Here is a 24,651-nt window from a genome sequence, read left to right as displayed (position 1 = left end):
GACGGCGAGCGGCGGCGCGAGACCTTACCCTCGGGACCATGGGGGCGAGCACGACCGACGGCGCGAGCGTGCACGCCGGGATCTTCCTCGTCAACCTCCCCTTCGTGGCCACGGCGATGCTCGCGACGCTCGGCCTGACCGTCCTCGACCGGTCCTCGGTGCTGTCCTCCCCGTACGTCGCCGGCGTCGCGACGCTCGTCGTGGCCGTCGCGCTCACGCTCGTGGTGCCGTGGCCGCGGCTGCCGGCGCGTGCGGAGATCGTCGTCGCCGTCGTCGACCTCCTCGCGGTCGCGCTCTTCGTCGCGGCCGACACGCCGTTGTCGCTGCTCGGGGTCTTCCCGGTCCTGTGGCTCGCGCAGCGCCACGGCACGCCCGGTGTCGTGACCGGCGTCGTCGGCGCGTTCGCCGTGACGTGGCTCCCCACCGCGGTCGCCGGCGACGTCGTCACCTCGAGCCAGGCGGCCCGCGTCGGGCTCGTCCCCGTCGTCCTCGGTGCCGTCGCCCTGTCGGTCGGCGCGATCCAGCGCAGGTCCGACGCCCGCAACCTGCTCCTGCGCCGGCAGGGGGCCCAGCTGCGCCGCGCCGCGCAGGAGCTCGCGGCCGAGCGCCGGCTCCTGGACGCCGTGGTGAGCACCACGGGCGTGGGCATCGTCCTGCTCGACGACCGGGGCACGGTCGTCCTCGCGAACCGGCTCGCGCAGGAGGCCACGGACGGGGCCCTGCGGGCCGGGACCACCCGGGCCGAGCTCCCGCAGGTCCGCAGCGCGTCGCTCGACGGCGTCCCGCACGAGCGCGGGGCGGTCGCGCGAGCCCTGGCCGGCGAGGAGGTCCGCGGCGAGGTCGGGTGGTGGCACCTGCCGGGCGGCCGGTACGCGCTGCGCGTCTCGGCGATACGGCTCGAGGGCGCGGCGAGCGGCGCCGGTGAAGGGCTCGTCCTCGTCACGCTCGAGGACCTCACGGACGAGGTCGTCGCGCTCGAGCTCAAGGAGGACTTCGTCACCGCGGCCTCGCACGAGCTGCGCACGCCGCTCACGTCGATCGTCGGCCACCTCGAGCTCGCCGCCGACGACCCGTCGGCGTCGCGCACCGTGGCGCACCACCTCGACGTCGCGACCCGCAACGCCGACCGGCTCCTCGACCTCGTGGACGGCCTCCTCACGGCCGCGGCGACCCGTGGTGCGCGCCTCGAGCTGGAGCGCGCGGACGTCGACCTCGCGACCGTCGTCGACGAGGCCGTCGCCGCGATCGCGCCGCTCGCGCGCGCCGACGCGCTGGTCGTCGCGTGGTCCCGGCCGCCGGACGGCGCCGTGGTGCGCGGTGACCGCGTGCGCCTGCGACAGGTGGTGGACAACCTGCTGTCGAACGCGGTGAAGTACTCCGACGGTGGCACCGTCGAGGTCGTCCTCTCGGTCGACGCGAGCGCCGGCGTCGCCGTGCTGCGCGTGCGGGACGAGGGCGTCGGCATCGCCGCGACCGACGTCGACCGGGTCTTCACCCGCTTCTACCGCGCGGCGTCCGCCCGCCAGGGGCCGCGCCACGGCACCGGTCTCGGCCTGCACCTCGTGCAGGAGATCGTGCACGCGCACGGCGGCTCCGTCGCGCTCACGAGCGAGCTCGGCGCGGGGACCGTGGTCGAGGTGCGCATCCCGGCGGGAGCGGCCCCGTGAGCGCGCTCGACACGACGACCGTCCTCGTCCTGTCGTCCGTGCTCGTCGTCGTGGTGGCGGCGCTGTTCGTGCTCGGGGTGTGGCGCCGCGGGCGGACCGACCGGGTCGACCGGTGCTGGAGCCTGACGTTCCTCGCCGCGGTCCTCACGACGTTCGCCTACCTCGCCGCGGAGTCGCCGCGCCTGTGGTGGGCCACCGCCCTCGGGAACGGCGCGTTCGTGCTGTCCCTCGGCGCCATCTGGTCCGGGGCCCGCGCCCGCGAGGGCCGGCGACCGCTCGTCGTCGTCGTCGCCGCGAGCGCCGTCCTCGTCGCCGTCCTCGCGCTCGCCCGGGGCCCGGCCGGTGGTCCGTGGGCCGGGGGGCTGCCCTACCTGCTCGCGGTCGCGACGTGGTCCGTGCTGGCCGCGGCCGAGCTGCTGGGACGCGCTCGCCCCGGGGCGGTGCACGCGAGCGTCCTCGCGTCGTGTGCGCCGTCGCGGGCGCGTACTACGCCGGACGCGCGGTCGCGTTCGCCGCCGGGGGCCCCGGGTCCGCGACGTTCGAACGCTTCTTCCCGACGTCGACGACGACCGTCGTCAACGTCGTGCTCGTCGTGGTCGGCGCGTTCGCCATGATGGCGCTGCGCACCCGGGAGACCGCGGAGGCGGCCGTCTCGCGGTACGACGCCGTCCTCGGGACCCGGACCATGCCCTACCTCGAGGCCTCGCTCGCCGAGCGCGTGCGCCGCGGACGGCTCGGCCCGGCCGTGCAGGTGGCGGTCGTGCGCCTGCGGGACGCGGCCGCGCTCGCGGACGCCTTCGGCGGCGGGGGGCGCGAACAGGCCCGCGCGCACCTCGCCGCGGTGGTGCTCGAGACCCTGCCCGGCGGCGCGCTGGCGGGGCACGACGGCGCGCAACGGGACGACGTCCTCGTGGTCCTGCCGGCGCACGCCGACGCCGGCGGCTGGCTGCGCGAGGTCGAGCGCGCGCTGGTCGAGCAGCCGCTCGACCTCGACGGCGATCCCGTGGTGCTCGACGTGCGGCACGGGGTGCTGGCGGGCCCGGCCGACGAGCTGCGCGCCCTCGTCGCGCGGGCCCGGACGGCCGCCGCGGAGCGGGACGTGGCGTCCTGAGGTGATCCTGAGGTGTTCCTGCGCCGAACCCGGTCCGGCACCGAGGCGGGCGGCGCAGGATGCATCTCGTTGAAACCGCAACTATCGACGAGGTGCCCTCCATGACCGCGCTGCTGACGGACCCGCTGCTCGACCTCCGCGTCACGGACGCCCTCGCGCTCGACCTGCTGGGCCCCGGTCCGGGCCGGTACGCGTTCACCCCCGACGAGCTCGTCGTGCCGGAGCAGCAGCGGCGCGCGACGATCGGCGCGGTGGTCCCCGCCTACAACGAGGAGTCGACCATCAAGGCGGTCCTCAAGGGGCTGCTGCGCCAGACGCGCCTGCCGGACGTCGTGCACGTCGTCGTCAACAACACGACCGACCGGACGTTCGCGAGGGCGTCGAAGCTGGCGGGCGAGCACACCGTCGTGCGCAAGGGCGTCGAGCAGGTCACCCGGGTCTACGTGCACGACCTGGGCCGGCTCGCGGACAAGAAGGTCGGCGCCCTGAACTACGGGTTCCGGCTCGTGCGCGGCGCGGACTACCTGCTCGGCGTCGACGGCGACACCGTCCTGGCGAAGGACGCCGTCGAGCGCCTGGAGGCGGAGATGTCGTCCGACCCGCGCATCGGCGGGATCTCCGCGATCTACACCGTCGACAACACCGACGCGCCCCGCGGGCTCCCGCGCTTCCTGCTCACCGGGCAGCGTGCCCAGTTCGCCGCGTTCAACCTGCAGAACCTGCTGCGCGGCCGCAACATGGCGGTGCTCGGCGGGCAGGCGTCGCTGTTCCGCACGAGCGCGCTCGAGGCCGTCATGACGGCCCACCACCAGGCCAGCCCGTGGGTGTCCGACTCGGAGGTCGAGGACTCCCTGCTGAGCCTGCAGATCAAGTCCCTCGGCTACTCGACGAAGATCTCCGCGACCGCGCGCGCGACGGTCGGCGGCATGACGACGCTGCGCGCCCTGGACGGTCAGCAGGTCAAGTGGAACTACGGCGCCATCGACCTCATGTGGCCGGGCCAGCGCGGCGACACCCAGGGGCAGCCCTTCCACCCGAACCTGCGCCTGCGCTGGATGGAGAACGCCTCGATGGTGGTCAACGCGCTCACGCGCGTCGTGTTCGGCCTGCTCGTCGCCGGCGCGGCGAGCATCGGGGCGTTCGAGTTCTCGCCCGTCTGGCTCGTCCCCCCGGCGGTCGCCGTCGCCCTCAACGTGCGCACCGCGCTGTCGATGCGCGACCGCAACTGGCGCGACGTGCTGTTCGCGGCGACGCTCGTGCCCGCCGAGGTGTACATGTGGATCCGCATCGGGCACTTCGTGCGCGCCTGGGCCAAGTTCCTCTCACGGTCCCGCACGGATAACTGGGCCGCGCAGGCGAAGGCCGAGCGCGGCGCCGGGTGGGCGTACCTGAGCCCCGTCGTCGTCGGCGTGTCGACGCTCGCGGCCACCGGGTGGGCCTGGACCCTCCTGCCCGTCGAGGCGCGCTCCGCGGTCCTCGCCGTCGGCTGGCCGGTGCTCGGGGTCGTCACGGTCGTGCAGACGCTGTTCATGCTGCGTCGCGTCGTGCGCCGCCAGCACGGCTTCCGGGCGTGACCCGCGAGCCCGCACTCCGGCGGGCGTGGGACGCGCTCGCCGCCGACCTCGGCGGTGACCGGGAGGCGGTGGGCCGGTTCGTCGCCGCGTGGACGGGGGCGCTCGGGCCGCGCCTGCTGCGGCTGCGCGCGGCGCTCACCGCCGGCGACGTGGGCGACGCCGAGGCCGTGCTGCTCTCGCTGCGGTGCACGTCCACGATGGTCGGCGCGCACGAGCTCGCCGCGCTCGCCGGGCGCGAGCTCGCGGTGGTGCGCGGGTCGGGCGGGGAGGGCGACCCGCGCTCGCCGGACCGCCGCCTGGCCGACCTGACCACGGCCGCGGTCGTGGCGGTGACCCGGACGGCGGCCGTGCTCCCGGCGTGGTGCGACGGCGAGGCGCCGGCGTCCGTGACGCCCGGGTCCGCGGCGCGGGTCAGCCGTGCCCGTCGAGGCGGTAGCCCACCCCGCGCACGGTGCTGATCCACCGTGGCCGGGTGGGGGAGTCGCCGAGCTTGCGGCGCAGGTTCGCGAGATGGACCTCCACGCTGCGCCGGTCGGCGTCGGTCACGAGCGTCCCGGTGTCGTACGCGTCGCCCCACAGGACCCGCACCAGCCGGTCCTTGGACAGCACGCGCCCGGGGGTGTCGCCGAGGGCGGCGAGCAGGTCGAACTCGCTGCGCGTGAGGTGCACCTCGACGCCGTCGACACGCACGCGGCGCGCGTCCGCGTCCACCTCGAGCCCGTCCGCGACCTGCGCGGACGACGCGGGCGCCGGACGCACGGGGTCGGGCGCGGGGCCCGGCGGCGCGGCGGCCGTCGCGGGGCGCGACGAGGCGTCACCGGCGACCGGGACGCGCGGGCGGCGCAGGAGCGCCTCGATGCGCGCCCGCAGCTCGCGCGGACGGAACGGCTTCGTCTGGTAGTCGTCCGCGCCGGCGTCCAGGCCCATGAGCGCGTCGATCTCCTCCGAGCGCGCGGTGAGCATGACGACGTACGTGTCGGACACGGCGCGGATGCGCCGGCACACCTCGAACCCGTCGATGTCGGGGAGGCTGACGTCCAGCGTCGTCACGAGCGGGTCCGTGCGGTGCACCAGCTCGACGCCGTCGCGCCCCGTCGCGGCGGTGTGCGTGGTGAACCCCGCCTGGCCGAGCACCGTCACGAGCAGCTCGCGGATGTCCGGGTCGTCCTCGACGACGACGGCGGTGCGCTCGACGGTGTCGTGACCTGCGGACATGGCGACCAACCTACGTGCCGGGCGCGCGCGGCGCAGCACCCCGCGCCGTCGTCGCGCGGTCAGTGGACGATCGACGCCCGCGCGTGCAGCCGGCGCAGCGGGGCCGGCGCCCACCAGTTCCAGCGACCGAGCAGGGTCATCGTCGCGGGGACGAGCAGGAGCCGGACGATCGTCGCGTCGACGAGGACCGCCACGGCGAGGGCGAACCCGACCTCCTTGATGACGAGCAGGTCGCCGAGCACGAAGCGGCGAACACCACGACGATGATGGCCGCCGCCGAGGTGATGATCCGCCCCGACCGCTGCAGCCCGAGGCGGACCGCCTCGTCGTCGGGCACGCCGGCGTCGTGCAGCTCCTTGCGCGCGCGAGCAGGAACACCTCGTAGTCCATCGCGAGGCCGAACGCGAACGCCACCACGAGCGCCACGACGTACGTCTCGATGCCGCCCACCGCGGTGAAGCCGAGCAGCCCCTCGAGGTGCCCGTCCTGGAACGCCCACACGAGCACGCCGAGGGACGCGGCGAGCGACAGCGCGTTCGTCAGGAGCGCCTTGACGGGGATCACCACCGAGCCGGTCATGAGGAACAGCAGGACGAGCGTCGCCACGACGACGATCCCCACGGCCCACCACACGCGCTCGCCGAGCGCGTCGACGAAGTCCACCTGCCCGGCCGCCTGCCCCGTGACCCAGACGTCGAAGCCGGGGTCGAGCGCGCGCACGTCCCGCACCGCGGAGGCCGCCTCGGGACCGCCCGCGTCGTCGGTCTCCAGGTGGATCCCGACGACCGCGTACCCGTCGAGCGGCGCGACGGGGTCGACGCTCTCGACGCCGTCGAGCCCCGCGACCTCCTCGTCCACCCACGCCTGCACCGCGTCGGGGGCGGCGTCGGCCACCGCGACGACCTGCGCGCTCTCGCTGGCCGGGTACTCGGCCGCGAGCTCGTCGACGAACTCGCGCTGCGGCGCGGACTGCGGCAGGAGCTCGATGCCCGAGTTGCGCAGGTGCACGCCGAGCACCGGCAGCGCCAGCACGACGAGCACCACCACCGTGGCGACGAGGACCCACGCCGGGTGGCGCTGCACCCGTGCGGCCAGGCGGGAGAACACGCCCTCGTCCGACTGCACGTCGGCCGTGCGCGCGAGCACGGCCGGCAGGCCGGGCACGCGACCGAGCAGCCCCGGCCGCACCAGGCGCCGGCCCGAGAAGGCGAGCAGCGCGGGCACGAGGGTCAGCGCCGTCGCGACCGCGACGAGCACGACGGCGAGCGCACCCGCCCCGATCGAGCGCAGGATGTCGGGACGGAACACCATGAGCCCCGCGATGGAGATCGCGACCGTGAGCGCGGAGAACGCGACGGTCCGGCCGGCCGTCGCCATGGTGCGCTCGAGCGCGGCGTGGACCACGCCGTCCACGCGGCGGCGCCGCAGCGCCGGGTCCTCACCCACCGCGACGAGGCGGTGCAGCTCCTCGCGGTACCGCGACACCACCAGCAGGCCGTAGTCGATGGACAGGCCCAGCCCCAGGACGGTGACGACGTTGACCACCGAGGCGTCCACGTCGAGCAGGTACGTCAGCCCGAGCAGCGCGCCCAGGCCCGCGCCGATGGACGCGACCGCCCCCGCGAGCGGCATCGCGGCGGCGAGGAAGCCGCCGAAGACCAGGACCATGACGAGCAGGGCGACCGGCAGCGCGACCGCCTCCCCCGTGGTGAGGTCCTCCTCGACCTGGTCGGTGATCGCCTCGACGATCAGCGCGTTCGAGGCGACCAGCCCCGACGCGTCGCCCGCCGCCGCCGGCGCGGCCTGCGCCAGCTCGCCCGGGACCGCCTCGAGCCGCTCGACGACCCGTCCCGCGACGGCGTCCGTGCGCTGCGCGTCGAGGTCCGTGCGGAGCGTGACGACCGTGAGGAACCCGTCACCGCCCTCGGCGAGCAGCGGCTGCGCCGCCTCGTCCTCGACGCCGCCGGGCAGCACGTAGGGGTTGATGACCGACTCGACGCCCTCGATCCCGACGAGCTCCGCGTCGATCTCGGACATCGCCTCGACGACCGCCTCCTCCGCGGGCTGCACGCCGTCCACGAGCAGCGTGATCTCCGGGCCGCCCTCCTCGTTCTCCGCGAGGATCTCGTCCGCGCGCTCGCTGTCCGACCCGGGGACCGCGGGCGCCCCCGTCGTGACGCGGTCGAACAGGCCCTCGCCCGCGGGACCGAGGAGCGCGAGCGCCAGTCCCAGCGCGGTGACGACGACCCAGACGAGGACCGTGAGGCGTGGGTGACGGGCGACGCGACGGCCGAGGCTGGAGAACACGAGCGTCAGCATCCCACCCGCCGTCGCGCCCTGTCAGATCGCTCCGCGCGGCGCCGGCGACCTTCACCCGACCTCCCCGCACGGGCCGGTCCGGGCGCGGCGCGGCGCGTGGGCGGCGGTGCGTAGGCTCCTCACATGTCCTCCGCGTCCACGGCCGACCTGTTCGGCGGTGACCTCTTCGGGGCGGCCGCGTCCGGCAGCCACGGCACGCCGCGTCCCGGCCCCGGCGCGCCGCTCGCCGTCCGGATGCGCCCCGCGACCCTCGACGAGGTCGCCGGCCAGGCGCACCTGCTCGTCGCCGGCTCGCCGCTGCGGCGCCTCATCGAGGCCGCCGCACCCGGCGGCGCGACCCGCGCCGCACCGGGGTCCGTCATCCTCTGGGGCCCGCCGGGCACCGGCAAGACGACCCTCGCCTACCTCATCGCGACGGCGTCCGGGCGCCGGTTCGTCGAGCTCTCCGCCGTGACCGCGGGCGTCAAGGACGTGCGCGGCGTCGTCGAGGACGCCCGCCGGCGCCTCGCCACCGGCGGGGAGGAGACGGTCCTGTTCATCGACGAGGTCCACCGGTTCTCCAAGTCCCAGCAGGACGCGCTGCTGCCCAGCGTCGAGAACCGCTGGGTCACGCTCGTCGCCGCGACCACGGAGAACCCCAGCTTCTCCGTCAACTCCCCGCTGCTGTCCCGCTCGTTGCTGCTCACGCTCCAGCCGCTCGACGACGGCGACGTGCGCGCCCTCGTCCGACGCGCGGTCGCCGACGAGCGCGGGCTGGGCGGCCTGGTCGAGCTCACCGACGAGGCCGAGGACCACCTGGTCCGGCTCGCCGGCGGCGACGCCCGCAAGGCGCTGACCGTGCTCGAGGCCGCCGCGGGCGCGCGCTCTCCGGCACGGGGGACGAGCCGGCCGGCCCCGGAGCGGGCGCCTCGGAGGACGACGACCCGGCCGGCCGCGCCGCGACCACCGTCGACCTCGACGCCGTCGAGCGGGCCGTCGACGTCGCCGCCGTGCGCTACGACCGGGACGGCGACCAGCACTACGACGTGGTGTCCGCGTTCATCAAGTCGGTGCGCGGCTCCGACGTCGACGCCGCGCTGCACTACCTCGCGCGCATGATCGCCGCGGGGGAGGACCCGCGCTTCATCGCCCGCCGCATCGTCATCGCCGCCGCCGAGGACGTCGGCATGGCCGACCCGTCCGCCCTGCAGACGGCGGTCGCCGCGGCCCACGCGGTCCAGCTCATCGGCATGCCCGAGGGACGCATCGTCCTCGCGGAGGCCGTCGTGCACCTCGCGACCGCCCCCAAGTCGAACGCCGCCTACCTCGGCGTCGACGCGGCGCTCGCGGACGTGCGCGCGGGCCGCGCGGGGACGGTCCCGGCGCACCTGCGCGACGCGCACTACCCGGGCGCGAAGCAGCTGGGCCACGGCACGGGCTACCGGTACGCGCACGACGCGCCGCACGCCGTCGCGCCGCAGCAGTACCTGCCGGACACCCTCGTCGGGGCGCGCTACTACACGCCGTCCGACCGGGGGTTCGAGCGTCAGGTCGGCGACCGGCTCGCGCGCGTGCGCGAGATCCTCGGCCAGGCGCCGCCCCCGGGGCGACGGGCCGACGGGCCCGCGACGGCCGAGGACGGCTGACCCCCCGCGTGCGGTAGACTGCTGCGGTTGCCCTCGCGGCGACCACCTGGGACCTCGGCCCCGACCTCGACGCTCGACGAGCCGTCGGCGGTCCATCGGCTGGTCCCGCACCCGGTTCCTCCCGGCGTCCGCCGGTGGGCACGGTGTGACGTCAGCACCCGAACGACAGGAAGAAGACACCGCTGTGACTGCAGTCAAGCGTTCGCGCCGCCAGGTCCGCCTGAGCCGCGCCCTCGGCATCGCCCTCACCCCGAAGGCCGTCAAGCACTTCGAGAAGCGCCCGTACCCGCCCGGCGAGCACGGCCGTGCGCGCCGCCGCACCGAGTCCGACTACGCCGTGCGTCTGCGCGAGAAGCAGCGTCTGCGCGCGCAGTACATGCTGCGCGAGAAGCAGCTCGCGAGCGCGTACGAGGCCGCCCGCAAGGCCCCGGGCCTGACCGGTGAGGCGCTGGTCGAGAACCTCGAGACGCGTCTCGACGCGCTCGTCCTGCGTGCCGGTTTCGCCCGTACGATCCTCCAGGCGCGCCAGGCCGTCACGCACCGCCACATCCTCGTGGACGGCAAGATCGTCGACCGCCCGTCGTTCCGCGTGAAGCCGGGCCAGACGCTCCAGGTCAAGCCGAAGAGCCAGGCCACCACGCCGTTCCAGGTCGCGGCCGCGGGCGCGCACCGCGACGTGCTCCCCGCCGTCCCGGGCTACCTCGACGTCCAGCTCGAGAAGCTCACCGCGGTGCTCACGCGCCACCCGAAGCGTGCCGAGGTCCCCGTGACCTGCGAGGTCCAGCTCGTCGTCGAGTACTACGCGCGCTGAGTCCCGCCCCGGACGCCTCGCTCACCGCTTCGCCGGCGAGCGGGGCGTTCGTGCGTCCGGGTGGGCGCCGCGGCGGCAGGGCGTGCCGCCACCTCCTCGCGGACGGGGGGGCGACGGCCCCGCCGGGCGCCCCGCGGCCGCCCCGGGCGGGTAGTGTTTCGCGCAGCCCCGCCCGTGGCGCCACCGGCGTCGCGACCCGCCCGCCGCGGGCCAGACCGTCATCAGGCATGGAGGAAGAATGTCCCTGGGAGATGTGGCCGGCCTCATCGCAGCCGTCGCGTTCGTGCTGCTCGTCGGTCTGCTCGCCGTGCCGCTCCTCAAGCTCGGCCGCGTGCTCGACGAGGCGCGCACGAGCATCAAGGAGGTCACCGACCACTCCGTGCCGATCCTCGACGAGGCGGCGACCACGGTGGCCACGACCAACAGCCAGCTCGTCAAGGTCGACACGATCACGACGTCGGCCGCGCAGGTGAGCGAGAACGTCTCCGCCCTGACGGGGCTCTACGCGGCGACGTTCGGCGCGCCCCTGGTCAAGGTCGCGGCGTTCACCTACGGGGTCCGGCAGGCGGTCGCGAGCGCGTTCGGCGGCGGACGGTCCGGCGGGAGCGCGCGCTGATGCGCCGCGTCCTGTGGGTCGGCGTCGGCGTCGCGATCACCGTGGTCGTCGTCGTGCGCGGCCGGCGGATCCTCGCCCGGTACGCGCCCGCGTCGCTCGTGGACCAGGCGACGGGACGGGTCGACGAGCTCGGCGCACGCACCCTGCACCTCGCGAAGGACCTGCGGGCCGAGTTCACCGCGGCGCGCGACGCCCGCGAGCGCGAGCTCATGGCGGCGCTGCTCGCGGAGGGTCAGGAGGACCCGGACGCCGTGCGTGCCCGGCGGGCCGGGGGCCGTCACGCCCGCGACGCGGGCGACACCGGCGACACGGACGACGTCGAGGACCTGCTCGGCTACTCCTTCTAGCCCCCGCGGCCCCGACGCCGCACCGGCCCCGCCGGGGCCGCACCTGCCGGTCGAGCACCGGCACGACCAGCGAAACCCGCTGCAGGACCACCGGTCCCGCAGGACGACCACAGCCGAAGGACACCATGCGCACCGCCGAGATCCGCAAGCGTTGGCTCGACTACTTCGCCGACCGCGATCACACCGTGGTCCCCTCGGCGTCGCTCGTCTCGCCCGACCCGTCGACGCTGTTCACCATCGCCGGCATGGTCCCGTTCATCCCGTACATGACCGGGCAGCAGACCGCGCCGTGGGACCGGGCGACGAGCGTCCAGAAGTGCGTGCGCACGCTCGACATCGACGAGGTCGGCAAGACCACGCGCCACGGCACGTTCTTCCAGATGAACGGCAACTTCTCCTTCGGCGACTACTTCAAGGAGGGGGCGATCACCTACGCTGGGACCTCATCACGAGGTCGCAGGCGCAGGGCGGCTACGGGTTCGACCCGGAGTCGGTCTGGGTGACCGTCTACCACGAGGACGACGAGGCGCGGCAGCTGTGGAAGCAGATCGCCGGCCTGCCCGACGAGCGGATCCAGGCGCGCGGGAAGAAGGACAACTACTGGTCCACGGGTCAGCCGGGACCTGCCGGCCCGTGCTCGGAGATCTACATCGACCGCGGCCCGGAGTACGGCGCCGAGGGCGGCCCGGTCGTCGACGAGGACCGCTACCTCGAGATCTGGAACCTCGTGTTCATGCAGTACGCGATCGACGACGTGCGCTCCAAGGAGGAGTTCCGCGTCGTGAGCGAGCTCGCGCGCAAGAACATCGACACGGGGATGGGCCTCGAGCGGGTGGCGTACCTGCTCCAGGGCAAGGACAACCTCTACGAGATCGACGAGGTGTTCCCGGTCATCGCCGCCGCCCAGGAGCTGTCCGGCAGGACGTACGGCGCGGACCACGGCGACGACGTGCGCCTGCGCGTCGTCGCGACCACGTGCGCTCGGCCCTCATGATCATCAGCGACGGCGTGCGCCCGTCGAACGAGGGCCGCGGGTACGTGCTGCGCCGCCTCCTGCGCCGGTCGGTGCGCGCCATGCGCCTGCTCGGGGTCGAGGACGCCGCGCTGCCCGCGCTGCTCCCGGTGAGCCGGGACGCGATGGCGCCGTCCTACCCGGAGGTCGCGACGGACTTCGAGCGCATCTCCGCGGTCGCGTACGCGGAGGAGGACGCCTTCCGGCGCACGCTGACGTCCGGGACCACGATCCTGGACACGGCCGTGTCGCGGGCCAAGGCGGCCGCGGGTGCCGGGGGCACGCCGCTGCTCGGCGGCGACCAGGCGTTCGCGCTGCACGACACCTACGGCTTCCCGATCGACCTCACGCTCGAGATGGCCGCCGAGCAGGGCGTGCAGGTCGACGAGAAGGCCTTCCGGTCGCTCATGGCCGAGCAGCGTCAGCGTGCCCGCGCCGACGCGCTCGCCAAGCGCTCGGGCGGCGTGGACACGGCCGCGTACGAGTCGCTCGCGTCCGAGCTGTCCGCGCCGGTCGAGTTCCTCGGCTACACCGAGGCGTCGTCGGCCGTGACGGTGGCGGGCCTGCTCGTCGACGGCGTGCCCGCCCCGGCGGCGACCGCGCCGGCGGACGTCGAGGTCGTGCTCGACCGCACGCCGTTCTACGCCGAGGCCGGCGGTCAGCTCGCCGACCACGGCACGATCGTGCTCGACGGCGGCGCGACCATCGAGGTCGACGACGTCCAGCGGCCGATCAAGGGGCTGTCCGTGCACCGCGGCCGCCTGGTCGAGGGCACGGCTGCGCTCGGCGACCCGGGCGCGGCGACGATCGACACCGAGCGGCGCAAGGCCATCAGCCGTGCGCACTCCGCGACCCACATGATCCACAAGGCGGTCCAGGAGTCGCTCGGCAAGGACGCGACGCAGGCCGGGTCCGAGAACGCCCCCAGCCGGATCCGCTTCGACTTCCGCCAGTCCTCGGCCGTGCCGGCGGGCGCGCTGTCGGAGATCGAGGAGCGCGTCAACACGCGGCTCCAGGACAACCTCGAGGTCACCGACCGGCTCATGCCGATCGCCGAGGCGCGTGCCCAGGGCGCGATGGCGCTCTTCGGCGAGAAGTACGGCGACGTGGTGCGCGTGGTGTCCATCGGCGGCGACTGGTCGCGCGAGCTGTGCGGCGGCACGCACGTGCAGCAGACGGGCCAGCTCGGCCTGGTGACGCTGCTCGGCGAGTCGTCGATCGGCTCGGGCGTGCGGCGCGTCGACGCGCTCGTCGGCGAGGGCGCGTACGGCTTCCAGGCCAAGGAGCACGCGCTCGTCGGTCAGCTCACGGGGATGCTCAACGTGCGCACGGAGGAGCTGCCCGACCGCGTCGGGTCCCTCGTGTCGCGCCTGCGCGACGCCGAGAAGGAGCTCGCCCAGCTGCGCCAGTCCCAGCTCCTCGCGACGGCGGGCTCGCTCGCCGCGGGCGCGGAGCGCGTGGGCGACGTCCGCGTCGTCGCCCACGACGCCGGCGAGGTCGCCTCCGCCGACGACCTGCGCGCGCTCGCGCTCGACGTGCGCGGCCGCCTCGGCGAGGCAGAGGCTGCGGTGGTCGCGGTCGGCGGCGTCGCGAAGGGCCGACCCCAGGTCGTCGTCGTGACGAACGCGACGGCGCGCGGCGCAGGGCTCCGCGCGGGCGTGCTCGCGAAGGCCGCGGCGCAGACCCTCGGTGGCGGTGGCGGCGGCAAGGACGACATGGCGCAGGGTGGCGGCACGGACGTCTCCGCGCTGCCTGCGGCGCTCCAGGGCGTGCGCGACGGCGCCGCCGCGGGAGCCGCGTGACGGTGCCGCCCGCAGCGCCCCCGGACGACCGCGGCGACGACGCCGGGCGCGCCCCCTCCCGCGGGGGGCGCGTCTCGCCGTCGACGTCGGCAGCGTGCGCGTGGGTCTCGCCGCGAGCGACCCCGACGGACTCGTCGCGACGCCGGTCGAGACGCTCGCGCGGGTCACGGCGTCCGGCGCGGCCGTCCCCGCGGACGTCGCGCGGATCGCGAGCGAGGTGGCCGAGCGCGCGGCCGGCGTGGTGTACGTCGGCCTCCCGCGGCACCTGTCGGGCAGCGAGGGTGCGGCCGCACTCGAGGCGCGGGCGTACGCTGGGACGGTGGCCCGCGCCGTCGCACCCGTGCCCGTGCACCTCGTGGACGAGCGGATGACGACGGTCAGCGCCCACCAGGCCCTGCACGCCGCGGGGCGCAAGGGGCGCAAGCACCGCAGCGTCGTGGACCAGGCCGCAGCCGTGATCATCCTCCAGACCGCCCTCGACGCCGAGCGAGGTGCGGGGGCCCGTGCCGGAGAACCTGTAGACCCGACAGGAGACCAGCGACCGTGACCGACCTGTTCGACCGTCCCGCCGTGCGCGGCGACGAGCCACCCTCGCGATCTTCGCGCTCCGAGCAGCGGGCGCGGCGGGCGGCGAAGAAGCGCCGGCAGCGCCGCCGCCGCCGTGCGCTCGTCGTGGTGCTCGTGTCCCTCCTCGTGGTGGGCGGTGCGGGCTACCTCGTCGCGACGAACGCCAGCGGCCTGCTCGGGTTCGACAACCCGCTCGAGGCCAAGGACTTCGAGGGGCCGGGCACCGACCCCGTCGACGTGACGATCGAGCCGGGGTCCACGGGCCGCGACATGGGCGCCACGCTGGTGGAGGCCGGCGTCGTGGCGAGCACGGCCGCGTTCGTCACGGCGTTCGAGGAGAACCCGAGCGCCGGCACCATCCAGCCCGGCACGCACACGCTGCTCACCGGCATGAGCGCCGAGGGCGCCGTCGCGCGCCTCGTGGCGAACGACAGCCGGGTCGAGACGAAGATCACGATCCCCGAGGGGTGGACGGTCGAGCAGGTGCTCGAGCGCGCGTCGTCGGTCACGGGCATCCCCGTCGAGGAGTTCCGGACGGCGATGGAGGACACCGCGGCGACGGGCCTGCCCGCCGAGGCGAACGGGAACTACGAGGGCTGGCTGTTCCCGACGACGTACGTGCTCCAGCCGGACGAGACCACCGCGGTCGGCATCATCGGGCGCATGGTGAGCCAGATGATCATGAAGCTCGACGAGGCGGGCGTGCCCCCGGCCGACCGGGAGACGGTCCTCATCAAGGCGTCGCTCATCGAGCGCGAGGCGAAGTTCGCCCCGGACCGGCCGAAGATGGCGCAGGCCATCGAGAACCGTCTCGAGGACGGCATGCCGCTCGAGATCGACGCCGCCGTCGCCTACGGCGCGGGCAAGCCCGGCACCGAGCTCACGCGCGCCGACCTCGACGACGCGTCGAACCCGTACAACACGTACGAGAACCAGGGGCTCCCGCCCTCGCCGATCGCCAACCCGGGCAGCGAGTCGATCCAGGCCGTGATGAACCCGGAGCCCGGCGACTGGATCTTCTGGACGGCCGTCAACCTCGACACGGGCGAGACGAAGTTCGCCACGACCTACGCCGAGCACCAGCAGAACGTCCTCGAGCTGCGGGCCTGGCAGGAGGCGAACGGCGGGTGAGCGTCGCGTCCTCGCCGCGGCGGGCGGCCGTCCTCGGTCACCCCGTCGCGCACTCCCTGTCGCCCGTCCTGCATCGCGCCGCGTACGCCGCTCTCGGCCTGGACGACTGGCGGTACGAGGTGATCGACACCACCGAGGACCAGCTCCCGGCGTTCGTCGCGTCGCTCGACGCGTCGTGGGCCGGGCTGAGCCTGACGATGCCGCTCAAGCACGCCGTGATCCCGCTGCTCGACCACGTGGAGCCGCTCGCGGAGGCCGTGGGCGCCGTGAACACGCTCGTCGTCCAGCCGGTGGGGTCGGGCCGCCCGACGCTCGTCGGCGCCAACACCGACGTGTACGGCCTCGTCACCGCGCTGCGCGAGGGGCTCGACGCGCGTGGGGCACGCGCCGCGCGCCAGGCCGGGCTCGCCCCGGACATGGCGTCCTTCGACGGCTCAGCGGGTCGGGTGAAGGCGTCGTCGGGCCCGGTGTCGTCCGGCTCGTCGTCGTCCGCCTCGGTCCCGTCGCCCGTGGCCGCCGGCGCGGACGTCCGGTCGCGTCCGGGCGCCGACGTGCGTTCCGCCGTCGTGATCGGGGGAGGGGCCACGGCAGCGTCGACGCTGGCCGCGCTCGCCGAGCTGGGCTGCCCGTCGCCGACGGTGCTGGTGCGCTCCCTCGGGCGGACCGGCGAGCTGCAGCGGGCCGCGCACCGCATGGGCGTCGAGCCGCGCTACGAGGTCCTCGACGTCGACGCGCCGCGCCTCGTCGAGACCCTCGCCGCGGCCGACGTCGTCGTCTCCACGCTCCCGGCGCACGCGGCCGACCCGGTCGCCGCGGCCCTCGCCCGGGCGGCCGCCATGCCCGAGGGGGTGCTGCTCGACGTCGCGTACGACCCGCGCCCGAGCGCGCTGTCGCTCGCGTGGACCGCGGGCGGCGGGGGCGAGGCCGTCGGCGGCGAGCGCATGCTCCTGCACCAGGCGGTCGAGCAGGTGCGCCTCATGACGGGGCGGCCCGGTCCGGTCGCGACGATGGACGACGCGCTCGCGACGGCGCTCGTCGGCGCCTGACGGCGCGCGGGCGCCGCCGGGCGCACGGCGGTCAGGCCAGGGCGTAGGCCGCGGCCACCGTCTGGCCCCCCACGGCGCCGACGACCGCGCCGAGCACCATGAACGGGCCGAACGGCACCGCGGTGGTGCGCGACGCGCGGCGCCGGACGAGCAGCACGACGGCCCACGCACCGCCCAGGAGGAACGGCGCGACGAGCCCGACGACGAGCGCGGCCCAGCCGAACCACCCGAGGACGGTGCCGAGGAGCCCGGCGAGCTTGACGTCGCCGAAGCCGAGCCCGGGCGGGTGGGCGAGGCGCAGCGCGGCGTAGGCGGCGAACGCGACCACCCCGCCGCAGGCCGCGCGGGCGAGCGCGCCGACGTCGCCCGTGGCGAGCGCGGCCACGGCGAGCAGGGCGAGCGACCCGGCCCAGGCGGGGAGCACGACCGCGTCCGGCAGCCGGTGCGTCCGTGCGTCGATCACGGCGAGCAGACCTGCCGCGGCGGCGACGAGCACGACGGCGGGCGTGTGCCACGACGCCCCCACCCACCACGCGGCGACCGCGGCGGCGAGGACGGTCACCACGACGCCCGTCCGGCCGCCGACGCGCAGCTCCGAGCGCAGGCGCACGCGCCAGGGGTCGCGGGCGACGGTGGGCGGGGTCACGCCCGGCACGGTAGCGGACCGCGCGGGTGCCGCGGTCGTCGTCCACAGGCGTTCGGCGCGCGGGTCCGCAGTGCGGGCGGCCCACGGACGGTGCCGGGGCCCGTGGGAGGATGGCGACCATGCTGCGTTGGTTGACATCGGGTGAGTCGCACGGTCAGGCGCTGGTCGGGATCCTCGACGGGCTGCCCGCCGGCGTCGAGCTCACGACGGCCGACGTGCAGGCCGCGCTCGCGCGCCGCCGGCTGGGCTACGGGCGCGGCTCGCGGCAGAAGTTCGAGCAGGACGAGCTGCGCATCCTCGGCGGGCTCCGCCACGGCGTGACGCAGGGCGGTCCGCTCGCGCTCGAGATCGCGAACTCCGAGTGGCCGAAGTGGGTGGACGTCATGTCGTCCGACCCGGTGCCCGCGGAGGCGCTGCTCAAGGACGCGGGGACGGGCGACCAGCGCGAGATCGCGCGCAACCGCCCCCTGACGCGCCCGCGCCCCGGCCACGCCGACCTCGTCGGCATGCGCAAGTACGGTTTCGACGACGCCCGCCCGGTCCTGGAGCGCGCGTCCGCGCGCGAGACGGCGACCCGCGTCGCGCTCGGCACCGCCGCGGCGCGGTTCCTCGAGCAGGCGCTCGGCGTGCGCCTCGTCTCGCACGTCGTGGCCATCGGCCCCGTCGAGGTGCCCGAGGACGCACCCGCACCCGGTCCGGACGACGTGTCCGCGCTCGACGCCGACCCGGTGCGCTGCTTCGACGCGGCGACGAGCGCCGCCATGGTCGCCGAGATCGACGACTGCCAGAAGGCCGGCGACACGCTCGGCGGCGTCGTCGAGGTGCTCGCCTACGGCGTGCCGTCGGGGATCGGCACGTACGCCCAGAGCGACCGGCGCCTCGCGCGCGGCTCGCGGCCGCGCTCATGGGTATCCAGGCGATCAAGGGCGTCGAGGTCGGCGACGGCTTCCGCACCGCCGCGCGTCGGGGCTCCGCGGCGCACGACGAGATCGAGCGGCGCGAGGACGGGCGCATCGCCCGGCGCAGCAACCGCGCCGGCGGGATCGAGGGCGGCATGAGCAACGGCGAGGTCGTGCGCGTGCGCGCCGCCATGAAGCCGATCTCCACCGTGCCGCGCGCGCTCGCGACCGTCGACGTCGCCACGGGCGAGACCGCCACCGCGCAGCACCAGCGTTCCGACGTGTGCGCCGTGCCGCCCGCCGCCGTCGTCGCCGAGGCGATGGTCGCGCTCGTGCTGGCCGAGCAGGCGCTCGAGAAGTTCGGGGGCGACTCCGTCGCGGAGGTCCGGCGCAACGCCGAGGCGTACCTCGACGCCGTCCCGGAGCTGCAGCGCTGATGACCCCCGTGGCCCCCGGCACGCGGCCGGTCGTCGTCCTGCTCGGACCGCCCGGCAGCGGCAAGTCCACCGTCGCCCGGCACCTCGCCGACACGCTCGGGCTCGCGCAGCGCGACACCGACACCGACGTCGAGCGCGTCGCGGGCATGCCCGTCGCCGACATCTTCGTCGAGCACGGCGAGCCGCACTTCCGCGAGCTCGAGCGCGAGGCGTCACGACGGCGCTCGCGACCCACGACGGCGTCCTCGCCCTCGGGGGCGGCGCGGTCCTCGACCCGCACTCCCAGACCGCGCTGGAGGCCTACGCCGCGGCGGGCGGCGTCGTCGTGTTCCTCGACGTGAGCCTCGCCCACGCCGCCCCCCGCGTCGGGTTCAACCAGTCCCGCCCGCTCCTGCTCGGCAACCCCCGCGCGCGCTGGGCGGCGCTCATGGAGGAGCGGCGCCCCGTGTACGAGCGCCTCGCGACGCTGCGCGTCGACACCGACGCCCGCACGCCCGCGCAGGTGGCGGCCGAGATCGCCGCGCACCTCGACGACCGGACCAGCGACCGCACCCACGCCGCTGCGCCCGCGCACGCGGCCCGCACCGCTCCCGACACCACCACGGAGGACCCCGCGTGACCCACGACCCCGTCGACCCCGCCGCCGGCGCCCCCGCCCCGCAGGGCCCGCCACGCGCGTGCGCGTGCCGGGGGACCGGCCGTACGACGTCGTCGTGGGGCGGCACCTGCTCGGCGAGCTCCCCGCCCTGCTCGGCGACCGCGTGCTGCGCGTCCTCGTGATCCATCCCGCCGCGCTCGCCGCGACGGCGGAGGTGGTCCACGAGGACCTCAAGGCCTCGGGCTACGACGCCTACGTCGCCGAGGTGCCGGACGCGGAGGAGGCGAAGACCGCGCAGGTCGCCGCGTTCCTGTGGGGGGTCCTCGGTCAGGCGGACTTCACGCGCTCGGACGCGGTCGTCACGGTCGGCGGCGGCGCCACCACGGACCTCGGCGGGTTCGTCGCCGCGACGTGGCTGCGCGGCGTCCAAGTGGTCCACGTGCCGACCACGCTGCTCGCGATGGTCGACGCCGCGGTCGGCGGCAAGGCGGGGATCAACACGGCCGAGGGCAAGAACCTCGTCGGGGCGTTCCACCCGCCGGCGGGCGTGCTGTGCGACCTGGCGGCCCTGGAGTCGCTCGGGCGGTGGGACTTCGTCGCCGGTCTGGCCGAGGTCGTCAAGACGGGGTTCATCGCCGACGAGCGCATCCTCGAGCTCGTGGAGGAGCACGCCGACGCGCTGCGGGAGTGGGGCGTGCGCCCGACGACGCCCGGGACGTGGGACGTGGTCGCCGAGCTCGTCGAGCGGTCGGTCGCGGTCAAGGCGCGCGTCGTGGGGGAGGACCTCACGGAGACGGGCCTGCGGGAGATCCTCAACTACGGCCACACGCTGGGCCACGCGGTCGAGCTCACCGAGCGCTACCAGTGGCGGCACGGCGCCGCGGTGTCCGTGGGCATGGTGTTCGCGGCCGAGCTCGCGCGCCTCGCCGGCAAGCTCGACGACGACGTCGTCGAGCGGCACCGCGCGATCCTCGGCTCCCTGGGACTGCCGCTGACCTACCGGGGCGACCGCTGGGAGCGGCTGCTGTCGGCGATGCGCCGGGACAAGAAGTCCCGCGGCGACCTCCTGCGGTTCGTCGTGCTCGACGGCGTGGGGCGGCCCACCCGGCTCGAGGGCCCCGACCCGACGCTGCTCGCCGCCGCGTACGCCGAGATCAGCGCGGACGCGCCGACCGGCACCGGACCCGTCGCCCTCTAGCACCCGGCGCGTCCCGCCCGGATCACGACACGCCGGGCCACGCGCCCCGTCCGCCCGCACCTGCCTCGCTAGCGTGTGGCCGACGCCGACGAGATCGGCTCGGGTGCCGGGCGGAGGAACCGTCGATGGACGCGACGAGCACGAGCAGGTCCGGGCAGGACGGGACGCGGCCGCGCGTGCCGCGGCAGGCACGGGGACGTGCGCGGCCCGGACGGCGCCGCGTCGGGGCCGTCCTCGTGACCGCCGGCGTCGCGCTGGCGGTGGGGGCGTGCACGCCCACGCCGGCGCGCGCCCCCGGGATGTCGCCCGGCGCGGGAGCCGTCACCGCCGCGCTGACCGGGGACGCACCGGCGCCGACGTCCGCGCCCCCGCCGCCTCCCGCACCCGCGCCCACGGCACCACCGCGTGCGGAGACCAACGTGCCCCTGACGCGTCTCGCGCCGGGCGAGCAGCCGCCGCAGTTCGTCCTCTTCTCGTTCGACGGCGCCGGCTGGCACGACCGCTGGCACGAGTTCATGAGCGCGGCCGACCAGGTCGACGCGCGGTTCACCGGCTTCCTCACCGGCACCTACCTGCTCACCGACGAGCACCGGGACGCGTACACCGGGCCGGGCCACGCGCCGGGCCGGGCGTCGGTCGGGTTCGGCGGGTCCCGGAGACGGTCGTGCAGCTGGTCCACGACCTCAACGAGGCGTACGCGCGGGGGCACGAGATCGGCACCCACTACAACGGGCACTTCTGCTCGGACAACCCGCCCGGAGGCAACCAGTGGACGGCGGCCGGCTGGGACGCCGAGCTCGACCAGTTCTTCACGTTCCTCGCCGAGTGGGACGCCATCAACCGGATCGAGGACGCCCCCGAGCTCGTGGTGCAGCGCGAGGACGTCCAGGGTGGACGCACGCCGTGCCTCGAGGGCGTGTGGCCCGAGATCGCCCAGGCGTGGGCCACCCACGGGCTCACCTACGACTCGTCGAAGGTCGCGGCCGGCATGGCGTGGCCCCGCGTCGAGGACGGGGTGTGGCAGTTCCCGGTCCCGACCGTGCAGTCCCCGGCGTTCGGCACCGTGCTGGCGATGGACTACAACTTCTGGGTCAAGGCCAACGGCGGCACCGACGATCCCGGGGCCGCCGACGCGCTGCGCGCCGGCACGCTCGACACGTACCGCCACATGTACGCCGTCGCGCGCGACGGCAACCGCGCGCCGGTCGTCGTGGCCAACCACTTCAACCGGTGGAGCGGGAACGCGTTCAACCCCGCGGCGCGCGACTTCATGCTCGAGGTGTGCGACGACGAGGGGACGGTGTGCGCCACGTACTCCGACGTCGTCGCGTGGCTCGAGCGGCAGGACCCCGCGGTGCTCGCGGAGCTGCAGGGCCGCGCGCCGGTCTCCTGAGCGGCCCCGGCGGCGATCACACGGCGCCGCGCCACAGCCCTCGTCGCACGAGGACCGCGCGCAGCACGTCGGCGCGGTCGGTGACCAGCCCGTCGACGCCCAGGTCCAGGAGCCGTTCCATGTCGGCCTGCTCGTTCACGGTCCACACGTGCACCTGGCGCCCCGCCGCGTGCACCGCGTCGACGAACCGCGCGTCGACCACCCGCACGACCCCCTGCTGCTCGGGCACCTGGACGCAGTCCACGCCGCGCAGCGCCCCGCGGACGGCGCGCACCCCGCCTCTGCCCGACCGCGCGCCCAGCACCGCGGCCACGACCTCCGGCCGGCCGGCCGACGTCGCCACGCGCCGCGAGAGCCGCGCCAGGGTCGCGCGCCGACGCCGGGCCGAGAACGACGTCACGCACACGCGGTCGTGCGCTCGCGTGCGCTCGATCGCCGCCGCCACAGGTCCGACCGCGGCGGCCGCCTTCACGTCGACGTTCACCCGCAGGCCGGGCCACGTGCCCAGCACGTCCTCGAGCTGCGGGACGGGCTCGACGCCACCGATGCGGGCGCCGCGCACGCGCCGCCAGGGCAGCGCGGAGATCGCGCCCGACCCGTCGGTCGTGCGGTCGAGCGTCGCGTCGTGCAGCGCGACCGCGACGCCGTCCGCCGTCGCGTGCGCGTCCGTCTCCACGTACCGGAAGCCGAGGTCCACCGCGGCGCCGAACGCCGCCAGGGAGTTCTCCAGCCCATCCACCGAGAACCCCCGGTGCGCCAGCGCCACGAACCCGCCCGGCGGGTCGAGGTACGGGTGATGCGGCCCGGCGTGCGCGTGCGTCGCGGTCGTCACACCTCCAGGGTGCGCCCTGCCCGCGCTCCTGTCGCGCCGTCGGGCGCCGGCACGCGCCGCGCGGCTGCCGGCGCCCGGACGTCGGACCGCGTGCACCCCCTCACCGCGTCGACGCTAGGGTCGGGCGTCATGGAACGCGTGCTCGTCCTCAACGGACCCAACCTCGGCCGGCTCGGCGTGCGCGAGCCGGAGATCTACGGCGCCGCGACGCTCGAGGACCTGCGCTCCGCCACGACGGGGTGGGGCGCCGAGCTCTCCCTCGACGTCGACGTCCGCCAGACCGACGACGAGGCCGAGCTCCTGTCCTGGCTCCACGAGGCCGTGGACACCCGTGCGCACGTGGTGCTCAACCCGGCCGCCTTCACGCACTACTCCTACGCCGTGCGCGACGCCGCGGCGCAGGTCACCACCGCCGGCCTGCTCCTCGTCGAGGTGCACCTGAGCAACCCCGCCGCGCGCGAGGCCTTCCGCAGCCACTCGGTCGTCGGTGCCGTCGCGACGGGCACCGTCGCCGGGTTCGGCGTCGACTCCTACCGCCTGGCCCTGCAGGCGCTCGCGGCGCGCCTGGGAGGCGGCGCGCCGGGTGCTGCCTGAGTTCGTGCCGATGACCTTGATCGAGCCTGATCAAGCTTCTGGGCTTGATCAGGCCCGATCAAGGCTCTAGCCTTGATGCATGTTCGTCCTCACCGTCGACCAGCGGGGGAGCACCGGGCAGCCCGACCGCGTCCCGGAGCTCCTGCAGCACCTGCGCGCCCTCCTCGCGGACCGGCCGGGCGTCGTCGTCGGCTTCGACCGCACGGTCGGCGACGAGGTGCAGGGCGTGCTCGACGACCCGGCGACGGTCGTCGACCTCGTGCTCGACCTGCTGCGTGACGGCGGGTGGAGCGTCGGACTCGGCGTCGGGCCCGTCGACGAGCCGCTGCCGCGCGCGTCGAGGGAGGCCTCGGGCGAGGCCTTCGTCCGCGCGCGGGACGCGGTCGAGCAGGCCAAGTCCCGGGCCGCGACCGCGCCCGTCGCCGTGCGGGGCGGTCCGCCCGGCCGCTCCGAGGAGGTCGAGGCCCTCCTGCGCCTGCTCGCGGCCGTCGCCGCGCGCCGCACCGAACCCGGCTGGGAGGCGGTCGACGCGCTCGCGGATGTCGGCGGCACGCAGAAGGATGTGGCACGCCGGCTCGGCGTGACCGAGCAGGCGGTGAGCCAGAGGCTGCGCTCCGCGCTCTGGCCGGAGGAGACGGCGGTGCGACCCGTCGTCGCGAGACTGCTGGGGGAGAGCGACGCATGACGATCGACCCGGTCACGGTGGTGCTGACCGTCGCGGTGTGGGTGGTGGCCGTCGGGCTCAGCGTGCTCGTGGGCGCGCCCGTGACGCAGGGCGTGCTGCGCGCGGCCGCCCGGCCCGGGCGCCGGGGCGCGCCCCGCCGCCGACCCGGCCTCGGTGCCGGTGCCGCCACCGCCGAGCACGGGGACGATCGGGACGGAGGCGGTCCGCGCGCTGCGCGGCGGCACGTGGATCGGGTTCCTCGAGCGCTTCGCGATCACCGGGTGCCTGCTCGCCGGGTACCCGTCCGGGATCGCGTTCGTCGTCGCGATCAAGGGGCTGGGCCGCTACCCCGAGCTGCGCGAGCACCCGGTCGCGTCGGAGCGGTTCGTCGTGGGCACGCTCGCGTCGATGTCGTGGGCCGCGACGGTCGGGGTGGTCGCCGACGCCGCGCTCGGCGCCCTCCGGTAGACTCGACGAGGCCCGTTCGCCGGTCGACCGGCCTCGACCGAGGGCTCGGGCGGCCGGGCGCGCGGACGCCCCCGACGAC

At 75.6% G+C, this 24,651-nt stretch carries 19 protein-coding genes and 5 pseudogenes; 19 read left to right on the top strand and 5 right to left on the bottom strand.

Annotated features, from left to right (window positions below; translation table 11 throughout):
- The first annotated feature begins 38 nt into the window (after window positions 1–38).
- The 4 genes from BJF88_RS08495 to BJF88_RS08475 all read left to right on the top strand — a co-directional run bounded on the left by BJF88_RS08495 (window position 39) and on the right by BJF88_RS08475 (window position 4,810).
- Window positions 39–1,667 carry a cell wall metabolism sensor histidine kinase WalK gene (locus BJF88_RS08495; RefSeq protein WP_075828495.1) on the top strand — a complete coding sequence of 543 codons (1,629 nt, stop codon included), beginning with the start codon at window positions 39–41 and terminating at the stop codon, window positions 1,665–1,667.
- Between the two features lie 463 nt (window positions 1,668–2,130).
- Window positions 2,131–2,778 carry a hypothetical protein gene (locus BJF88_RS08485; RefSeq protein ID WP_158068911.1) on the top strand — a complete coding sequence of 216 codons (648 nt, stop codon included), beginning with the start codon at window positions 2,131–2,133 and terminating at the stop codon, window positions 2,776–2,778.
- A 101-nt stretch (window positions 2,779–2,879) separates the two neighbouring features.
- Window positions 2,880–4,352: a glycosyltransferase family 2 protein gene (locus BJF88_RS08480; RefSeq protein ID WP_075828492.1), complete on the top strand. Its 1,473-nt coding sequence runs from the start codon at window positions 2,880–2,882 to the stop codon at window positions 4,350–4,352.
- A complete protein-coding gene (locus BJF88_RS08475) occupies window positions 4,349–4,810 on the top strand; it encodes a hypothetical protein (protein ID WP_075828491.1) in 462 nt (153 codons plus the stop codon). Before BJF88_RS08480 ends, BJF88_RS08475 begins: the two co-directional genes overlap by 4 nt.
- On the opposite strand, the gene BJF88_RS08470 is transcribed toward BJF88_RS08475, so the two are convergent.
- The 3 genes and pseudogenes from BJF88_RS08470 to BJF88_RS08465 form a co-directional block, all read right to left on the bottom strand.
- The gene (locus BJF88_RS08470) at window positions 4,764–5,567 is read right to left on the bottom strand and encodes a response regulator transcription factor (protein WP_075828490.1); all 804 of its coding nucleotides are present in this window, start codon (window positions 5,565–5,567) and stop codon (window positions 4,764–4,766) included. The two genes, BJF88_RS08475 and BJF88_RS08470, sit on opposite strands and share 47 nt — an antisense overlap.
- A gap of 59 nt (window positions 5,568–5,626) precedes the next feature.
- The gene (locus tag BJF88_RS23330; RefSeq protein WP_369824543.1) at window positions 5,627–5,761 is read right to left on the bottom strand and encodes a hypothetical protein; all 135 of its coding nucleotides are present in this window, start codon (window positions 5,759–5,761) and stop codon (window positions 5,627–5,629) included.
- Between the two features lie 220 nt (window positions 5,762–5,981).
- A pseudogene (locus tag BJF88_RS08465) lies at window positions 5,982–7,604 on the bottom strand (MMPL family transporter); the annotation flags it as partial.
- A gap of 405 nt (window positions 7,605–8,009) precedes the next feature.
- Here BJF88_RS08465 and BJF88_RS08460 point away from each other — a divergent pair.
- The 8 genes and pseudogenes from BJF88_RS08460 (at window position 8,010) to BJF88_RS08425 (ending at window position 16,843) form a co-directional block, all read left to right on the top strand.
- Window positions 8,010–9,511, top strand: a pseudogene (locus tag BJF88_RS08460) (replication-associated recombination protein A).
- Window positions 9,512–9,695: 184 nt separating this feature from the next.
- On the top strand, window positions 9,696–10,322 hold the full coding sequence (rpsD, locus tag BJF88_RS08455; protein ID WP_075828489.1) for a 30S ribosomal protein S4: 627 nt from the start codon (window positions 9,696–9,698) through the stop codon (window positions 10,320–10,322).
- 238 nt (window positions 10,323–10,560) lie between these two features.
- Complete coding sequence (locus BJF88_RS08450) at window positions 10,561–10,938, top strand: DUF948 domain-containing protein (protein WP_075828488.1); 378 nt, start codon at window positions 10,561–10,563, stop codon at window positions 10,936–10,938.
- A complete protein-coding gene (locus BJF88_RS08445; RefSeq protein WP_075828487.1) occupies window positions 10,938–11,285 on the top strand; it encodes a hypothetical protein in 348 nt (115 codons plus the stop codon). Before BJF88_RS08450 ends, BJF88_RS08445 begins: the two co-directional genes overlap by 1 nt.
- Before the next feature lie 125 nt (window positions 11,286–11,410).
- Window positions 11,411–14,099 (top strand): annotated as a pseudogene (gene alaS / locus BJF88_RS08440) (alanine--tRNA ligase).
- Window positions 14,050–14,646 (top strand): Holliday junction resolvase RuvX, encoded by a 597-nt coding sequence (ruvX, locus tag BJF88_RS08435; protein ID WP_083649000.1) that lies wholly within the window; start codon window positions 14,050–14,052, stop codon window positions 14,644–14,646. Before alaS ends, ruvX begins: the two are co-directional and overlap by 50 nt.
- Entirely contained in the window at window positions 14,643–15,797 is a 1,155-nt protein-coding gene (mltG, locus tag BJF88_RS08430; protein WP_075828486.1) for an endolytic transglycosylase MltG, read from the top strand. The genes ruvX and mltG overlap by 4 nt, the downstream gene beginning before the upstream one ends.
- Window positions 15,794–16,843: a shikimate dehydrogenase gene (locus BJF88_RS08425; protein ID WP_075828485.1), complete on the top strand. Its 1,050-nt coding sequence runs from the start codon at window positions 15,794–15,796 to the stop codon at window positions 16,841–16,843. The genes mltG and BJF88_RS08425 overlap by 4 nt, the downstream gene beginning before the upstream one ends.
- 31 nt (window positions 16,844–16,874) lie before the next feature.
- On the opposite strand, the gene BJF88_RS08420 is transcribed toward BJF88_RS08425, so the two are convergent.
- Entirely contained in the window at window positions 16,875–17,489 is a 615-nt protein-coding gene (locus BJF88_RS08420) for an A24 family peptidase (protein ID WP_158068910.1), read from the bottom strand.
- Between the two features lie 119 nt (window positions 17,490–17,608).
- On the opposite strand from BJF88_RS08420, the pseudogene aroC reads away from it, so the two are divergent.
- The 4 genes and pseudogenes from aroC to BJF88_RS18275 all read left to right on the top strand — a co-directional run bounded on the left by aroC (window position 17,609) and on the right by BJF88_RS18275 (window position 22,014).
- Window positions 17,609–18,825: pseudogene (gene aroC, locus BJF88_RS08415) on the top strand (chorismate synthase).
- Window positions 18,825–19,444, top strand: a pseudogene (locus tag BJF88_RS08410) (shikimate kinase). Before aroC ends, BJF88_RS08410 begins: the two co-directional pseudogenes overlap by 1 nt.
- Window positions 19,445–19,502: 58 nt before the next feature.
- Entirely contained in the window at window positions 19,503–20,621 is a 1,119-nt protein-coding gene (gene aroB, locus BJF88_RS08405) for a 3-dehydroquinate synthase (RefSeq protein ID WP_075828484.1), read from the top strand.
- 664 nt (window positions 20,622–21,285) lie between these two features.
- Complete coding sequence (locus tag BJF88_RS18275; RefSeq protein WP_075828482.1) at window positions 21,286–22,014, top strand: hypothetical protein; 729 nt, start codon at window positions 21,286–21,288, stop codon at window positions 22,012–22,014.
- Between the two features lie 16 nt (window positions 22,015–22,030).
- Here BJF88_RS18275 and BJF88_RS08390 read toward each other — a convergent pair whose 3' ends face one another.
- On the bottom strand, window positions 22,031–22,846 hold the full coding sequence (locus BJF88_RS08390) for a glycerophosphodiester phosphodiesterase family protein (RefSeq protein WP_083648991.1): 816 nt from the start codon (window positions 22,844–22,846) through the stop codon (window positions 22,031–22,033).
- Window positions 22,847–22,975: 129 nt separating this feature from the next.
- On the opposite strand from BJF88_RS08390, the gene BJF88_RS08385 reads away from it, so the two are divergent.
- The 3 genes from BJF88_RS08385 (at window position 22,976) to BJF88_RS21830 (ending at window position 24,572) form a co-directional block, all read left to right on the top strand.
- On the top strand, window positions 22,976–23,440 hold the full coding sequence (locus tag BJF88_RS08385) for a type II 3-dehydroquinate dehydratase (protein ID WP_075828481.1): 465 nt from the start codon (window positions 22,976–22,978) through the stop codon (window positions 23,438–23,440).
- A gap of 79 nt (window positions 23,441–23,519) precedes the next feature.
- On the top strand, window positions 23,520–24,125 hold the full coding sequence (locus BJF88_RS08380; protein ID WP_075828480.1) for a hypothetical protein: 606 nt from the start codon (window positions 23,520–23,522) through the stop codon (window positions 24,123–24,125).
- A 159-nt stretch (window positions 24,126–24,284) separates the two neighbouring features.
- Entirely contained in the window at window positions 24,285–24,572 is a 288-nt protein-coding gene (locus tag BJF88_RS21830) for a hypothetical protein (protein WP_255371891.1), read from the top strand.
- The last annotated feature ends 79 nt before the right edge of the window (window positions 24,573–24,651 follow it).

Origin of the sequence: Cellulosimicrobium sp. CUA-896 (genome assembly GCF_001942335.1) — a bacterium.
In the GTDB taxonomy this organism is placed as follows: Bacteria; Actinomycetota; Actinomycetes; order Actinomycetales; family Cellulomonadaceae; genus Cellulosimicrobium.
Note: the sequence above shows the minus strand (reverse complement) of the source record. Positions and strands in the feature narration are given on the sequence as shown.

Excerpts from the sequence above, each read along its gene's own strand:
- BJF88_RS08470 (WP_075828490.1), bottom strand. The coding sequence starts at position 5,567 with ATGTCCGCAGGTCACGACACCGTCGAGCGCACCGCCGTCGTCGTCGAG.
- BJF88_RS08380 (WP_075828480.1), top strand. The coding sequence starts at position 23,520 with ATGTTCGTCCTCACCGTCGACCAGCGGGGGAGCACCGGGCAGCCCGAC.
- BJF88_RS08495 (WP_075828495.1), top strand. The coding sequence starts at position 39 with ATGGGGGCGAGCACGACCGACGGCGCGAGCGTGCACGCCGGGATCTTC.
- BJF88_RS08450 (WP_075828488.1), top strand. The coding sequence starts at position 10,561 with ATGTCCCTGGGAGATGTGGCCGGCCTCATCGCAGCCGTCGCGTTCGTG.
- BJF88_RS08480 (WP_075828492.1), top strand. The coding sequence starts at position 2,880 with ATGACCGCGCTGCTGACGGACCCGCTGCTCGACCTCCGCGTCACGGAC.
- BJF88_RS08385 (WP_075828481.1), top strand. The coding sequence starts at position 22,976 with ATGGAACGCGTGCTCGTCCTCAACGGACCCAACCTCGGCCGGCTCGGC.
- BJF88_RS08445 (WP_075828487.1), top strand. The coding sequence starts at position 10,938 with ATGCGCCGCGTCCTGTGGGTCGGCGTCGGCGTCGCGATCACCGTGGTC.